Origin of the sequence: Helicobacter sp. 12S02232-10 (assembly GCF_002272895.1) — a bacterium.
Lineage (GTDB): Bacteria > Campylobacterota > Campylobacteria > Campylobacterales > Helicobacteraceae > Helicobacter_J.
Genome location: NZ_MLAQ01000012.1, coordinates 16,948 through 32,192, shown reverse-complemented (window position 1 = coordinate 32,192; position 15,245 = coordinate 16,948). Strand labels below are relative to the sequence as shown.

Sequence of the window (15,245 nt, the reverse complement as noted above, 5' to 3'; positions counted from 1 at the left end):
CTAAGCCATTGACATTGCCTGCTGTAATGGTATCTGTTTTTCCTAAAGATAAATCAGACATCAGACGAAAGACACCATTTTCTCCATTGATGGTACTCACTTTGAGGGTGCGGGGAGAGAAGGGATCTGTGGAAGTGAGGCGATGTGAAATGCCATCATCAGCGACTTGTGTAAAATCTATAACGGCTAGTTTGTCGATGTTGCCATATTGATTATTCACAACAAATGTTTCGTTATTTGCATCGAGTGTGGTGATTTGAGAATTTGCATTTAAAATCCATTTGCCTCCGTGATTTAAATAAAGCTCAATATTTGATTTTGAACCTGCTGCGATTGATATTCTGCCTTGAAAATAGCTTTGGGAATTGTCCAAGTTGATATTGATATTGCCTTTGGAGGTGCTTTCAGCAGAAAGATCACCTTTGAGTTGGATAATATTGTTGGGGTCAAGGGTCTTTCCTGTCGCCTCATCATAATTGAGATAAACTGCGCCACTTCCCTCAAGGCTAAAAATCATTCGATAGCCTTTGCCGTTGTTGCGGAGTCCCCATCCGTCTGAAGGTTGCATTTGAGATACATCGATAGATACATTTTTGGTAAATTTAAAATACCCTCCATTGTCTCCGTTTGAGGTAAAAACCCCTCGTTGGATATAGACATTTGGGCTTGCTTTAAGATAAAAATTCGTATTAAAATCAAAATTTGCATTTTTTCCATAATATTTTGCTTGAGTCATAATCAATCCCTCAATCCCAAGCCCTTGTTTTTGGATTTGATCAATATTAAAAACAAGATTCCCGCCATTGACTGTGTAAGTACTTCCGTTTTGACCGCGAAAAATAGCACCAGAGTAACCCAAATAATTTCCTTGTGTTTTTACATTAACTGTGAGGGTGGCATTTGGATTGATATTCATTGTGTCAAAGCCTTGAAATAAAATGCCTGTAAAATTTGTTGGACTTACATCGCTTGGTTGAAGGGTATAGTTTTCATCAATCACGGCATCTGAAACATAATCGGATTTTAAGGGTATAAAAGTGCCTGCAACAGAATAAGAGAATGTCGGGATTGCAATCAATAGGACAATAAAATAAATTTTTTTAAGTTTTAGTTTCAAAAATTTTTTCTTTTTGTTACAGATTGTTATATTTTAAAAGTATAGAAAATATATTTTTATATCGGCATTCATTAGGTTATTTTTATATAATGTCCCGCCCCTGTCCCAAAAAAACCAAAAAAAAACCCGACCTTTAAAAAAGATCGGGTTCCTATTATATGCAAGGCTCATTTTTTTGCGTTGCAAGTTGCCAACTTGAACACAAAAATTATAACATAAAACTATGGTCGTCAATATCTCCCTTAATATTAAGGGCGTGTGCAAGAAGCTCTATCATTCAAACACAAAAGGTTTATATTCTTATTTAATGTGATATCTCTATCCCTCAAAGAATAGAGGTTTCAAAACTTCTTCAGTGATATAAAAATTTCTTTATCTCTTGTCCTCCTAAAATAAGCAAACAAAAATTTTAAAAACAGAAGGGATTTTATGGAATAAATTAGACTTTTTAGACTAAAATTGAAAAAATATTTCGGGGAAAAATGATGCCAAAAAGGGAAGATATAAAAACCATCTTATTGATAGGATCAGGGCCGATTGTGATTGGTCAGGCTTGTGAGTTTGATTATTCAGGTACTCAAGCGGCTAAGACATTAAAATCTTTGGGCTATCGTGTTGTTCTTATTAATTCTAATCCTGCCACGATTATGACTGATCCTGAATTTGCTGATCGGACTTATATTGAGCCGATTACTGAAGAAATCGTAGCTGATATCATTGCTAAAGAAAAGGTTGATGCCATATTGCCCACTATGGGGGGACAGACGGCCTTAAACATTGCGATGAGTATGTATGAAAAAGGAATGCTTCAAGGCATTGAATTTTTGGGTGCAAAACCTGATGCTATCAAAAAAGGCGAAGACAGAAAGGCGTTTAAAGAAGCGATGTTAAAAATCGGTATGGATTTGCCCAAAAGTGCTTATGCATATAATGAAAATGAAGCGTTGGAAGCGGCTAAAGAGATTGGTTTTCCCCTGATTATCCGAGCGAGCTATACGCTTGCAGGCGGAGGGAGTGGGGTTGCTTATAATATTGAGGAATTTAAGATTTTGGCTCAAAATGGGTTGGAAGCTTCACCGATTAGGGAAATCTTGATTGAAGAATCTCTTTTGGGCTGGAAAGAATATGAAATGGAAGTCATTAGGGATCGTGCGGATAATTGCATCATCGTTTGTTCGATTGAAAATTTTGATCCGATGGGGGTTCATACTGGAGATAGCATTACAATTGCACCGGCTTTGACTTTGACTGATAAGGAATATCAAAGAATGCGCGATGCGAGTTTTGCGATTTTACGTGAAATTGGCGTGGATACAGGCGGGAGTAATGTGCAGTTTGCCATCAATCCAAAGACAGGGAGAATGATTGTGATTGAAATGAACCCGCGTGTGAGCCGAAGTTCAGCTTTGGCTTCTAAGGCTACAGGATATCCAATTGCTAAAGTCGCCACACTTTTAGCAGTCGGGCATACGCTTGATGAAATAAAAAATGATATCACGCACACGCCTGCAAGCTTTGAGCCAAGTATTGATTATATCGTGACAAAGATTCCAAGATGGACATTTGAAAAGTTTCCTCAAGCTGATACAACACTTAGCACTTCAATGAAAAGTATTGGGGAAGTGATGGCGATTGGCGGGAATTTTTGTGAGTCTGTTCAAAAAGCTCTTTGTAGCTTGGAAATAGGACTTTGTGGTTTTGAGAGTGTGAGTTCAGATATCGAATTTATCCGCAAGGAAATCCGTCGCCCTAATTGTAATCGATTGCTTTATATTGCTGATGGGTTTCGTCAGGGCTTAAGCGTTCAAGATGTTTATGAGCTAAGCAATATCGATAAATGGTTTTTAAATAGGATTTTTGAGATTGTGCAAGCTGAATCTTTGATTATTTCAGAAATTTTACACAACCCAAAAAGTATGCGTCAGATAAAATCAATGGGTTTTAGCGATAAAATGATTGCTAAATTGATTAATAAAAATGAAAAAATGGATATGAGTGAGATTGAAGTCTATCAAGCAAGGGTTCAAATGGGGGTTAAGGCAGTTTATGAAGAGGTCGATACTTGTGCTGCAGAATTTCCTTCGCTCACGCCTTATCTTTATTCGACGACACTGCCTGATGGATTCTTGAAAGAACATTTTGCAACATTCAATCAAGAGATTAAAGAAGTTTCTGAAAAATCCCATCCAAAAGTAATGATTATTGGTGGAGGACCTAATCGTATCGGTCAAGGGATTGAGTTTGATTATTGTTGTGTGCACGCAAGCTTTGCTTTAGATGATATGAATGTCAAAAGCATTATGTATAACTGCAATCCTGAAACCGTAAGCACTGATTATGATACTAGTGATGTACTTTATTTTGAGCCGATTGATTTTGAGCACGTTCGTATGGCTGTAGAAAGAGAGAAGCCTGATGGAATTATCGTACATTTTGGCGGGCAAACGCCTTTAAAACTTTCTAAGAACCTCACGAAAATCGGGGCTAAAATCATTGGTACGAGTGCAAAAGTCATCGATATTGCTGAAGATAGGGAAAAATTTTCGAGTTTTGTGAAAGAAAACGATCTCAGACAGCCTGAAAACGGGGTTGCCTTTGCAAAAGAAGAGGCGTATTTGATTGCTGATAGAATAGGTTTTCCTGTGCTTGTGCGTCCCAGTTATGTATTGGGGGGGCGGGCAATGAGGATTGTGTATAATAATGAAGATTTGCGTCTTTATATGGAAGAGGCTGTAAAAGTAAGTGAAGATTCACCTGTTTTGATCGATAAGTTTTTAGATCGAGCCATTGAATTAGATGTCGATGCAATTTGTGATGGGACAGATGTGTATATCGGTGGGATTATGCAGCATATTGAAGAAGCTGGCATTCACTCAGGTGATTCTGCAAGTTCGTTGCCTACGATCAATATTTCTGAAGAATTGCTTGCAGAGATTGAAGACACTACAGCTAAGATCGCTCTTAAATTAGGCGTTGTAGGTTTGATGAATGTGCAGTATGCGATTTATAAAAATGAGCTTTATCTTATCGAAGTCAATCCGCGCGCAAGTCGAACCGTTCCCTTTGTAAGTAAAGCTACAGGAGTTCCACTAGCTAAAGTCGCTACAAGGGTAATGTGGCAAGGAAATTTAAAAGAATGTTTAGAGTATTACGACCATTTTAAATTCGTGTGTTTTGAACGCGGAATTTATAAACCTAAAAAAATGGATTATGTAACCTTGAAAGAATCTGTATTTCCTTTTAATAAGCTTTATGGAGCTGATTTGTTGCTAGGTCCTGAAATGAAAAGCACCGGAGAGGTAATGGGGATCAGTAAAAAATTTGGTTTGAGCTTTGCTAAGAGTCAAATTGCGTGTAAAAATGCTTTGCCAAAATCGGGAAAAATATTTGTTTCATTTAGTGATCAAGACAAATCAGAAGCTTGTGAGATGGTAAAAAAATTTATTGATTTAGGCTTTAGTATTTGTGCCACAGAAGGCACTCATTATGCCTTAGAAGCCAAAGGAATTCCCTCAACTAAGGTTCTCAAAATTTCAGAAGGTCGCCCCAATATTCAAGATTTGATGGCAAATGGAGAAATTGCAATGGCAATCAATACAAGCGATAATAAATCCAATAAAGAAGATGCCAAACTCATACGCACTCAAGTGCTTAAAAATCAAATTTCTTACTTCACAACCTTAGCAGGTGCAGAAGCAGCAGCTCAGGCACTAAAAGAAATGCGGGAAGAAAACGTGAATCAAGCACTTGCTTTGCAAGACTATTTGCGTCTATGAATCAAAATCTCATTTATCTTGCTCAAACTGATACCACAGCGGGGCTTTTGAGCGCAGATTTTAAAAAGCTCAATGTAATCAAAGAAAGATCACCACACCAGCGAGTTTTGATTGAAGTCGATTCTTTGAGTGTGTTAAAAAACTCTGTGAGAGTTCCGCAACGCTTTAAAAATCGCGTTCGCAGATCGCATAAAAGCACGTTTATTTTTCCTGATAAGCAAGCTTTTCGCGTTATTAAAGACGAGGTTCATTTGGGATTTTTAAAAAAATTCACTCAGATGTATTCAACTTCTGCGAATAAAACTGGACGTCCTTTTGATTATCAAAAGGCTTTTGAGATGTGTGAAGTGGTTGTTTTGGATTCTAGAGGTATTTTTTGCGGCAATCCGTCTAAGATTTTTAAAATCAATCAATCAAAAATAATCAGAATAAGATAAATTCTGATTTTGAACGTTAAAATTGGTTTGCTAAAGATCCTATGGTATAAATATTATCCTTGTCTTCAAAATGAAATTTTCCTAGATATTTTTCACCGACCTTTTTTAATTCGATATTGATTGGAGGCAGTGTTAAATGCTGATTGGGTTTGACCTCAAAAGAGACATAAAGAGGTTTGGAATTTTTATCATCCCATCCGTTTCGTTCATTAAAGGCTCCATCTTGGCTGATGAGGAATTGGGAGTTTCCCAAGTCTATTTGGTAGGAATCTAAATAATAAGTCCCTGCATCAAGCTTGAGTGTTTCTGTATAGGCTTTTTTAAAGCCTGTATTCATTATCAGCTTCAATCGTGAATTTCCTCCGACTGAAAATCTTTGTCCTTTCGTACCATCTGCGTTGAGTTTTCTCCAAAAGGTTAGAACAGAAATGCCTTGATGCTCTACGCAGATACTTACTATGGCAGGATCGGGTGTTTTTACGCTATAAATAGCACAAGATGCAAGCAAAAAACCCACTATAAGAGTAATGGCATATTTCATTTGTTGCCTTATTTTCTAAGAGATTGGTGCGACAAAATCATATCGTTTTATCTTGAAGAGCAACTAAAATTCATTGTCTTCGTGTTTGATACATCTTTTTCTTAAGCATTTTTGGGCTATAGTCTTACTATGAGAGTCGATAAATTCATCAATACTGCAAATATTGTCAAAAAGCGTTCTTTGGCTCAAGATATGTGTGAGAGTGGCGTTGTGTTTGTGAATGGGAGTGTTGTAAAATCAAGTCGAAACGTAAAAATCGGAGATGTTATCGAACTGAAGTATCTAAATGGTACGAAGCGATACAGAGTCCTTGAAATTCCCATTCTTAAAAGCATTCCAAAATCTCAAAGCCAGAGATATGCCATAGAAATCTGATTTTAAGATTTATAGATAAACTTTCGCAAGCAGAGTTGCAAAAAGTACGGGCGGGGTAATGATAAGACCTGTTTTGCAGTATTGTAACCACGAGATTTTTATCCCCTTTTTGTTTAGAACATATAGCCATAATAATGTTGCAAGTGAGCCTATCGGAGTAAATTTTGTTCCTAGATTAGATCCGATAATATTGCTATATGCTAGATGATTTAAGCCAGCATCTTTGAGGGCAATATTTTGAATGAGGTTTGCAGGCATATTGTTCATTAATGAGGAGAATGCTGCTGCAATCAACCCCACGCCTAGATTTGCAATCAAGTTTCCTTGAGATTGCAAATAGAGTGAAATTTCACTCAAATAATGCGTGATACCAGCATTTTTGAGTCCATAAACCACCACATACATCCCCACGCTTAAACCCACGACTTGCCAAGGGGCATTTTTTAATATTTTTATTGCTTGAATGCCGCCGTATTTTTTGCTAATAAAAAGAAAGATAAGTGCTCCGCCAAGGACAAAAAGACTTGCAGGTAGATGATAAGCATCCCCTAAAATCAAACCTATAAACAAAAGACCTAAAAATATCCAAGAAAATACAAATAGCCCTACAGATTTTAAAACATTTTTTGGAGAAGGAAGCGGGGCAAGTTCAAATGGCGTTTGAAGCGTTTTGTAAAAATATGCACAAAGGACTAAAATTGAAGTGATGATGGCGATAAGATTGGGAATAAACATCGTTTTTGCATAATCTGTAAAACTGATTTTAAAAAATCCTGCTGTGAGGATATTAGTCAGGTTGGAGGTAACCAAAGGGCTTGAGGCAGTATCTGAAATAAATCCGATTCCAAGCAGAAAGGCGATTAAAAGTGTATTTTTAGCTTGAAAATATTGCATCAAGGCAAATACAATCGGAGTGAGGATTAAAACAGCACCATCATTGGCAAAAATTCCTGAAAGAATTGCACCAAAAAGTAGAATAAACACAAATAATCTCATAGGATTAGAAGAGCTGTTTTTAGCAATCCATAGCGCGATACATTCAAAAAATCCGATGGTATCTAGTGTTAAAGATAGAATAATCAGCCCTATGAGTGTAAAAGTTGCATTCCATACAATGTGAAAAATTGAATAAATATCGTTCAAATCAACCGTACCAAAAATTAATGAAAAAATCGCACCAAAAATAGCAATACTGCCAAATCCAATGCCTAAGGGTCTGAAAATAATTCCAGTTAGTGTGAGAAAAAATATAGTTGCAGAGAGAAGCAAACACGATATCCTAATGATTTTATTTGGGCATTGATTTTACCATACAAGCAAATAAAAGACATATCTTTTATTTGCAATTGAATTGTTTTTGGGTCTTATAATAGGGCAAGATTGAACAATCAGGAATGAAATAATGCAAACATATCGAAACATTGAGCTTAGTTTTATGGGTCCTCCTCATCATATGGTTGGAGATGGTTTTAGAGTCAGCCAGTATTTTCCGAGTGGAAAAAATTTATTCAAAAGATTTTCTCCTTTTTTATTGCTTGATTACAATACTCCGTTTTATTTTTCGCCGACTCAAAATCCTAGAGGCGTAGGTGCTCACCCTCATAGGGGATTTGAAACCGTTACAATTGTTTATGATGGGAAGGTGGAGCATCACGATAATAGTGGTAATCACGGCGTTATTCAAGAGGGTGAGGTTCAATGGATGACTGCAGGCAAGGGAATATTGCATAAAGAATATCACGAGCGAGGTTTTTCTAAACAAGGTGGGATTTTTCACGCGATTCAATTATGGGTGGATTTGCCCCAAAATCAAAAAATGACAAACCCGAAATATCAGACTTTAGGAAAAAATGAAATCGGATTTTATGATACGGAAAAAGTTTCTGTTCGTGTGATTGCTGGAGAGTTTAAGAATGAAAAAGGTGAGATTTTAGCCCGTTCAAAAGCCCAAACTTTTTCTCCTATCAATCTTTATAATATTTTTCTTAAAAAGAATGCCTCTGTTTTTCTTTCAGAGCCTACAGATTATAATACGGGGATTCTTGTAATTAAAGGCGAGGTAAAAATCAATGCACAAAAGGTTTATCAAGAAAGAGAATTTATTTTATTTGAAAATATGGAGGGGGTGATAGAATTGGAGTCATTGAGCGAGGATTTTTGTGCTTGCGTTTTAAGCGGAAAACCTTTAGAACAAGAAGTCTTTGCAAGAGGTCCTTTTGTGATGAGTACGCAAGAAGATATTCATCAAGCATTTATTGATTATGAAGAAGGAAAATTCGGGACTTGGAGTTTTTGAGAAATTTTTTTGATTTTAGACATAGATTAGAAATTATAAGTGGGGGATTAAATCAATTTTTCAGCCCGTTTTTTATACAATGTAGCCGAATTTTATGATGAAGGATCCCTGATGGATTATAAAGATACGCTTATCTTACCTCAAACCGATTTTCCTATGCGGGGAAATCTCCCGCTCAATGAGCCAAGCAGGTATGAGAAATGGCAAAAAAATAAAGTTTATGAAAGAATGAAGCAAAGCCGTGAAAAAGAGCAAGCACACTCTAAAACCTTTAATCTTCACGATGGTCCTCCTTATGCCAACGGACATCTTCATATCGGGCACGCGCTGAATAAAATCCTCAAAGATATCATCGTTAAATACCATTATTTTCAAGGACGTAGCGTTCGTTATACACCCGGATGGGATTGCCACGGACTTCCTATTGAGCAGCAAGTAGAAAAAAAGCTTGGCAAAGAAAAAAAAGATTCTTTGCCGAAGCAGAAAATCCGCGAACTTTGCAGAGAGCACGCGCGTGAATTTATTGAGATTCAAAAAAAAGAGTTTTTGCAATTAGGGGTTTTAGGTGATTTTGACAATCCTTACAAAACGATGGATTTTGGTTTTGAGGGTGATATTTACAGAGTTTTGTGCGAAGTTGCTAAAGCAGGACTCTTGGTTGAGCGGAGTAAGCCTATTTATTGGAGTTGGGCTTGTGAGACTGCATTGGCAGATGCGGAGGTAGAATATCACGATAAAGAGTCTGATTCGGTTTATGTGGCATTTGATTTAAAAGATGATTCGGCTTCAAAACTTGGAATTAAAAAGGGATCGATTGTTATTTGGACAACAACTCCTTGGACATTACCTGCAAATGCGGGCATTGCATTAAAGCCAAATGTAAAATACGTTTTGACTCAAAATGGTTTTATTGTGGCTAAAGAATTGCATCAGAAGCTTTTTGAGCAAAAGATTATTGATGGGACTATCATTAAAGAGTTTATTTCTGATGAGCTTGAAAAACTTTATGCTAAAAATCCTCTTAATGGTAGGGATTCTTTGATTATTTTAAGCGATCACGTGAGTTTGAGCGATGGCAGTGGAGCGGTTCATAATGCCCCTGCACACGGGGAAGAAGACTATTATGCGGGATTGAAATATAATCTTCCTATTATAATGCCTGTGGATGATAAAGGGTGTTTTAATGAAGTGATTGTGAAAGAAAAACTTTTGCCTCAAGAATTTTTAGGTAAGCACGTTTTTAAAGCCCAGCAAAAAATCATTGAGATGTTGGGCGAGTCACTCTTAAAGCATAGTAAAATTATCCATTCTTACCCACATTGTTGGCGATCGCACGAACCTGTGATTTATCGCGCGACGACACAATGGTTTATTTTAATGGATAAACCTTTTAGGGACAAGAAGACGTTGAGGCAAATCGCATTAGAGGCAATTGAAAAAACAACCTTCTATCCCCAAAGCGGTAAAAACAGGATTGGAACAATGGTTGAGAATCGTCCTGATTGGTGCATTTCAAGGCAAAGAGATTGGGGCGTTCCGATTGCTTTTTTTAGAGATAAGGCAACTGGCGAAAGTATCCTTGAAGATGAAGTATTGGAGCATTTAGCGGGTATTTTTGAAAAAGAAGGTTGCGATGCTTGGTGGGAGAAGAGCATTACAGAATTGCTTCCTGCGTCTTGGGCGCACAAAGCTAAAGATCTTGAAAAAGGCAAGCATATTTTAGATGTATGGTTTGATAGCGGTAGCACTTGGAGTGCTGTATTAAAAACCGGAAAAAATTCGGGTAAATATGATGGCGGGGATTATCCTGCAGATGTTTATTTGGAAGGGAGTGATCAACATAGAGGTTGGTTTCAAAGTTCTTTGCTTTTAAGTTGTATTTTAAATGGAAAAGCTCCTTTTAAATCCATCGTTACTCACGGCTTCACAGTTGATGAAAAGGGCGAGAAAATGAGTAAATCCAAAGGGAATGTTATCAGTTTGGATTTTATCTTGAAAGAATATGGGAGTGATATCTTAAGGCTTTGGGTTGGAATGAATGACTATCAAAGCGATTTAAGTGTATCGGCGAATTTTTTTAAACAAATCAGCGAACAATATCGCAAGATACGCAATACAATCCGATTTTTGCTTGCTAATACGAATGATTTGGAGGCGTTTGTATCTTATAGAGATTTAGGCGAAATTGATCGTTGGATTCTCAAAAAAGCCGATGAGATTTTTTCGCAGGTAAATACGCTTTTTGGAGAATATGATTTTGTAAAAGGATTGAGTATCTTAATGGGGTTTTTGACAAACGAACTCAGCGGGATTTATCTGGATTTGTGCAAAGATAGCCTTTATTGCGATAAAAAAGACTCTTTATCCCGCCTTGCTCATCAAAGCTCAATGGCAGCAATTGTACAGAATTTATTGCATCTTTTAGCGCCGATTTTGACTTATAGCGTTGATGAGGCTCTTGAATTTGCTCCTGCTTTAATAAAAGGCGATGCGAAAGATGTTTTTGATCTCCAAAAAATTGATTTAGAAAAAAAGTTTGATTTAAGTTTGAGTATTGATTTTGATGAGCTTTTAGAGATTCGTGCCGGATTTGGTGAGGCAATGGACACTTTGAAAAAAGAAAAAATCATTAAATCTTCTTTGGAGCTTGGTGTTGGGGTAGAAAATGAGAGTTTTCAAAATCTTGATCAATGGTTGATTGTGAGTGAGATTACCGACTCTGCTTTGGTGCCCCAAGAAAAAATAATCGCTACTTTTAAAACGCACCATTCAGAGAAAAATTTTATTATTTTCAAAACTGATAAACACAGATGTCCTCGCTGTTGGCGGTATGTTTGTGATTGTGAAAATCAGCTTTGTCACAGATGTCAAGAGGTTCTTGAGGGATAGGGAGGTTTGGGTCAAATGGGATTTGAGGTTTTAGGATTGAAGGTTTTTGATTTGAGCAAACCTTTTGGTTATGCTGAGGTTTTTAGTACAATTGCTATCGTTTGTCTTATCGCATTTATAGGCTTTTATATTTTAAGAATAAAGTCAAAAAAATAATTTATTTTTAAATTTGGTATTATTAAAATTCTATTATTAATAATTTATAGATACGATTATTATATAAAAATGCGAAGAGCAGGGAACAAATTCTTTCTCTCGCGATTAAAACGAGTATGTAAAGAGTGTTTGTGAAAAAAGTGATCGTTTATTTCTCTGTAGTCTTGCTGGCTAGTTTGGTTTTGTTTATGGGTGCAAGTAGCGTAGAATGGAGCGATGTAATCGGCAATATTTACGAACATATTGTAAATGGAACACCTTTAAGTAGTGATGGGGTTATTGTTTATGAGATCCGTCTTCCAAGAATTATTTTAGCCATTATTGTCGGAGGGGTTTTAGCAGGTTCAGGGGCTGTAATGCAGGGGATTTTTAAGAATCCTTTGGTTGATCCTTATTTGTTGGGTATTTCTTCTGGGGCTGCTTTTGGAAGTGCGCTTTCAATCGGTTTTCTTGAGAGTTTTCCTGTAGGGATTTTGGCTTTTGGTGGGGCAATAGGCGCTTCTTTTTTAGTGATTGTTATTGGTAGATTTGCTGGGGGATCGAGTGTTTCTTTAGTGCTTTCAGGTGTTGTACTTTCGGCATTTTTGAATGCACTGAGTGGGTCGATAAAGTTTTTTGTCGATCCTCAAAAGGCTCAAGCCATAGTTATTTGGCTTTTAGGCAGTCTTTCGCTTGCAAGTTGGGAAAATGTAAGGATTGCTTTATTGGGATTTGTTGTGGGCTTTATCCCGTTATTTTTGTTGCGTTGGAAGATTAATGTATTGGGCTTGAGTGATAGCGAATGTATGTCTTTGGGAATTTCTCCAACAAAAATGAGATTTATATGCATTGCTTGTATTAGTTTTGCGTGTGCATTGGCTGTGAGTGTGAGCGGAACGATTGGCTGGGTAGGGCTTGTTGTCCCCCATTTGGCACGAGTGATTTTTGGTTCGGATATGCGTGGGTTGATTGGTGGGTCTGTGGCATTGGGGGCTTTGATATTGCTTGGGGCTGATACCATAGCTAGGACACTAACCTCTTATGATCTTCCAGTGGGGATCATTACAGCACTTTTGGGAGCTCCGTTTTTTATCTTTTTGTTGAATCAGTTTGCAAATAAATGGAATAACAGATGAATGTTTTGGAAATCAAGAACTTAAGCTTTGATTATGGCAAAAATAAGATTTTGCAAAATATTTTTTTGGCTTCAAAACAAGGGAGTATCACTGCGGTTTTAGCGCCGAATGGAACAGGTAAAACGACGCTGTTTCATAATATTTTAGGGATACTTAAGCCTTATGAGGGCAGTGTTTTTGTTAAAGAGAAAAATATTCTTAAACTATCCCCACCACTAAGAGCCACTTATGTTTCTTATGTCCCTCAAGAGTGGGTAAGTCCTTTTAATTACAGCGTGCCTGATATCATAATGATGGGTTTGACTCCTAAAATCAATTTGTTTGGTTCTCCTAAGGTTGATGATGAAAAAAGAGCGATGGCATTGATGGAGGAAATCGGTGTAGCCCATTTAAAAAATCGTGGCATTAATGAGCTTAGTGGGGGACAGCGTCAAATGGTATTGCTTGGTCGAGCTTTGTTCCAAGATTGCCCACTTCTTTTGCTCGATGAGCCCACTTCGCATTTAGATATCAAAAATCAGGCCTTACTTTTTAGGCAGCTAAAAATTCAGGTCAAAAAAAAATCTCTTTCAGTTCTTATCAATATCCACGATCCCAATCTTGTAAGTGCTTATGCCGATGAGGTTTATATGTTTAAAGACGGAAAGAATTTTTGCAACGGGCGTGTGAATGATGTGATGAATGAAGAAAATTTAAGTGCTCTTTATGGGATAGATGTTGAGGTGAATCTTATCAAAGAACGCCCTTTTATCCGTGCTTTTTAATTTGGTATTTTTTTTGCTTTTGAAAAAGAGATATATTTTAGAAGGACTTTGCTATGATGCGTTCGTTATACACAGCTACAACAGGAATGTTGGGGCAACAGCTTCAAATTGATACCACTTCCAACAATATTGCCAATGTTAATACGACAGGATACAAGAAACAAAGAGCGGAGTTTAACGATTTGTTTTATCAAGTGCTTCAATACGCTGGAACGGCTACTAGTGAGACAACTCTTTCTCCTACGGGCATAGAAGTAGGGTTGGGGGTGCGTCCTGGAGCTGTTAATAAGACGTTTTCGCAAGGCAGTCCCAAAGAAACGGAAAATAATTTAGATATTGCCATCACCGGAAAAGGTTTTTTTCAAATCCAACTTCCTGATGGAACCACTGCTTATACCCGAAGCGGGAATTTTAAACTTGATGATCAAGGAAATATCGTTACAAGTGAGGGCTATCTAGTTTTGCCTCAAATTACAATCCCGCAGGACGCCACACAGATTAATATAGGAACTGATGGCACTGTGAGTGTCGTGCAAGGAAACCAAGGGTTGAGTAATGTGCTTGGTCAGATTGAGATTGCTAATTTTATCAATCCTGCAGGATTGCACGGATTGGGGGATAATCTTTATATCAATACCAATGCTTCAGGCGATCCTATCGTAGGCGTGGCAGGTAATGAGGGATTAGGACAGCTTCGACAGGGATTTTTAGAGTTGAGCAATGTGAGATTGGTTGAAGAAATGACGGATTTAATCACGGGACAGCGCGCTTATGAAGCGAATTCCAAATCCATTCAGACAGCTGATTCAATGCTTCAAACCGTGAATAATCTCAAGCGATAACATGCACTTTAGAATCTCATTTTAAAAATCATTACTAACACTTGCAAGGGATTTGCCTCATTGCAGGCTTATTCCCATAGTTGTGGAGATATTATTAAAGCGATGTATTGGGGTTTTTTATTTGTGAGGACTTGAAAAGATTTTAGCAGATGGCAAAATTCTTTATAAGAAATCCCATAAAGCTTGGCAATGGCAATATCGTTTTGCGCTTTGAGTTGATCATAAAGCTTGGGCGTGGGCGGGATATGTTCTTTTTGGATTTCAAACATATTGCTTAATTCAGAAAAAACATCATTGATTTGCACCATCTGACGCACTAAAAAATCCATTACCAAAGAATTGAAGATGCCCAAAGCAAAAAGTAACCGCAGATAAGAAACGCGCTCTATACTGATGGAGTCTCCCAAAGGTATATAGTGTTTGGGTATGGAACTCCAAACACTACTACCGCATCCGATATTTTTGGGCAAAAGGCTGAAGATGGATGTGCGTTCGTTTGTATCGCTAGCGATACCTCGAAAAGCCAAGCGGAAAAATTCGTGATCGTATGCGATAAAATCATTTTCATTTTGTTTGGTGCGTTTTAAAAGATTTTCGTATTCTTTTTGATTGAGTTTGAGATCTTGTTTGAGATGATAAATTTCTTTGCTTTTGAGTCTTTTTTTAAATTCAATGGGGTCTAGGAAATATTGTGGGGTATTAAAGGAGGCGTGGAATTGATAAAACATCTTACCTTCATGCTGGTGCAATTTTTTGGTCTATAATATAAAAAGTATGTTTATCCAAAATCCAAACATTATTCTTGAAACAAGTTTCCCATGAGAAACTGTCAGATTCTTTTGTTTGTTTAATTCTTTTTCTATTTGATTATATGAAAATATTCCAAACTTAAATTATTTGATACATTAGCCTGATATTTTAATTTACTTCTTAAGAT

At 37.1% G+C, this 15,245-nt stretch carries 13 protein-coding genes; 9 read left to right on the top strand and 4 right to left on the bottom strand.

Annotated features, from left to right (window positions below; translation table 11 throughout):
• Nucleotides 1-1,117, bottom strand: a 1,117-nt coding sequence (locus tag BKH41_RS08520) for a hypothetical protein (protein ID WP_143428724.1), incomplete at its 3' end; no start/stop codon positions are given.
• A 485-nt stretch (nucleotides 1,118-1,602) separates the two neighbouring features.
• On the opposite strand from BKH41_RS08520, the gene carB reads away from it, so the two are divergent.
• Complete coding sequence (gene carB / locus BKH41_RS08515; protein ID WP_095299020.1) at nucleotides 1,603-4,893, top strand: carbamoyl-phosphate synthase large subunit; 3,291 nt, start codon at nucleotides 1,603-1,605, stop codon at nucleotides 4,891-4,893.
• Nucleotides 4,890-5,330, top strand: a complete 441-nt coding sequence (locus BKH41_RS08510) for a Sua5 YciO YrdC YwlC family protein (protein WP_095299018.1) — start codon at nucleotides 4,890-4,892, stop codon at nucleotides 5,328-5,330. Before carB ends, BKH41_RS08510 begins: the two co-directional genes overlap by 4 nt.
• A 16-nt stretch (nucleotides 5,331-5,346) precedes the next feature.
• Here BKH41_RS08510 and BKH41_RS08505 read toward each other — a convergent pair whose 3' ends face one another.
• On the bottom strand, nucleotides 5,347-5,871 hold the full coding sequence (locus tag BKH41_RS08505) for a hypothetical protein (RefSeq protein WP_095299016.1): 525 nt from the start codon (nucleotides 5,869-5,871) through the stop codon (nucleotides 5,347-5,349).
• Nucleotides 5,872-6,000: 129 nt separating this feature from the next.
• On the opposite strand from BKH41_RS08505, the gene BKH41_RS08500 reads away from it, so the two are divergent.
• Nucleotides 6,001-6,246, top strand: coding sequence for an RNA-binding S4 domain-containing protein (locus BKH41_RS08500; RefSeq protein WP_095299014.1), 246 nt, complete (start codon nucleotides 6,001-6,003; stop codon nucleotides 6,244-6,246).
• Nucleotides 6,247-6,255: 9 nt separating this feature from the next.
• On the opposite strand, the gene arsB is transcribed toward BKH41_RS08500, so the two are convergent.
• Entirely contained in the window at nucleotides 6,256-7,515 is a 1,260-nt protein-coding gene (gene arsB / locus BKH41_RS08495) for an arsenical efflux pump membrane protein ArsB (RefSeq protein WP_095299012.1), read from the bottom strand.
• A 133-nt stretch (nucleotides 7,516-7,648) separates the two neighbouring features.
• Between arsB and BKH41_RS08490 the strand changes: the two genes are divergently transcribed.
• From BKH41_RS08490 to flgG, 6 genes are all read left to right on the top strand, one after another.
• Nucleotides 7,649-8,542, top strand: coding sequence for a pirin family protein (locus BKH41_RS08490; protein ID WP_095299009.1), 894 nt, complete (start codon nucleotides 7,649-7,651; stop codon nucleotides 8,540-8,542).
• 111 nt (nucleotides 8,543-8,653) lie between these two features.
• A complete protein-coding gene (gene ileS, locus BKH41_RS08485; protein ID WP_095299007.1) occupies nucleotides 8,654-11,431 on the top strand; it encodes an isoleucine--tRNA ligase in 2,778 nt (925 codons plus the stop codon).
• A 15-nt stretch (nucleotides 11,432-11,446) separates the two neighbouring features.
• The gene (locus BKH41_RS09850) at nucleotides 11,447-11,587 is read left to right on the top strand and encodes a hypothetical protein (protein ID WP_180762792.1); all 141 of its coding nucleotides are present in this window, start codon (nucleotides 11,447-11,449) and stop codon (nucleotides 11,585-11,587) included.
• Between the two features lie 131 nt (nucleotides 11,588-11,718).
• Nucleotides 11,719-12,702, top strand: a complete 984-nt coding sequence (locus BKH41_RS08480) for an iron ABC transporter permease (RefSeq protein ID WP_257875449.1) — start codon at nucleotides 11,719-11,721, stop codon at nucleotides 12,700-12,702.
• A complete protein-coding gene (locus tag BKH41_RS08475) occupies nucleotides 12,699-13,466 on the top strand; it encodes an ABC transporter ATP-binding protein (protein WP_095299005.1) in 768 nt (255 codons plus the stop codon). The genes BKH41_RS08480 and BKH41_RS08475 overlap by 4 nt, the downstream gene beginning before the upstream one ends.
• Nucleotides 13,467-13,519: 53 nt before the next feature.
• On the top strand, nucleotides 13,520-14,308 hold the full coding sequence (flgG, locus tag BKH41_RS08470) for a flagellar basal-body rod protein FlgG (protein WP_095299003.1): 789 nt from the start codon (nucleotides 13,520-13,522) through the stop codon (nucleotides 14,306-14,308).
• A gap of 68 nt (nucleotides 14,309-14,376) precedes the next feature.
• Here the strand turns inward: flgG and BKH41_RS08465 are convergent, their stop codons facing one another.
• Nucleotides 14,377-15,036, bottom strand: a complete 660-nt coding sequence (locus BKH41_RS08465; RefSeq protein WP_095299001.1) for a hypothetical protein — start codon at nucleotides 15,034-15,036, stop codon at nucleotides 14,377-14,379.
• Nucleotides 15,037-15,245 lie beyond the last annotated feature (209 nt).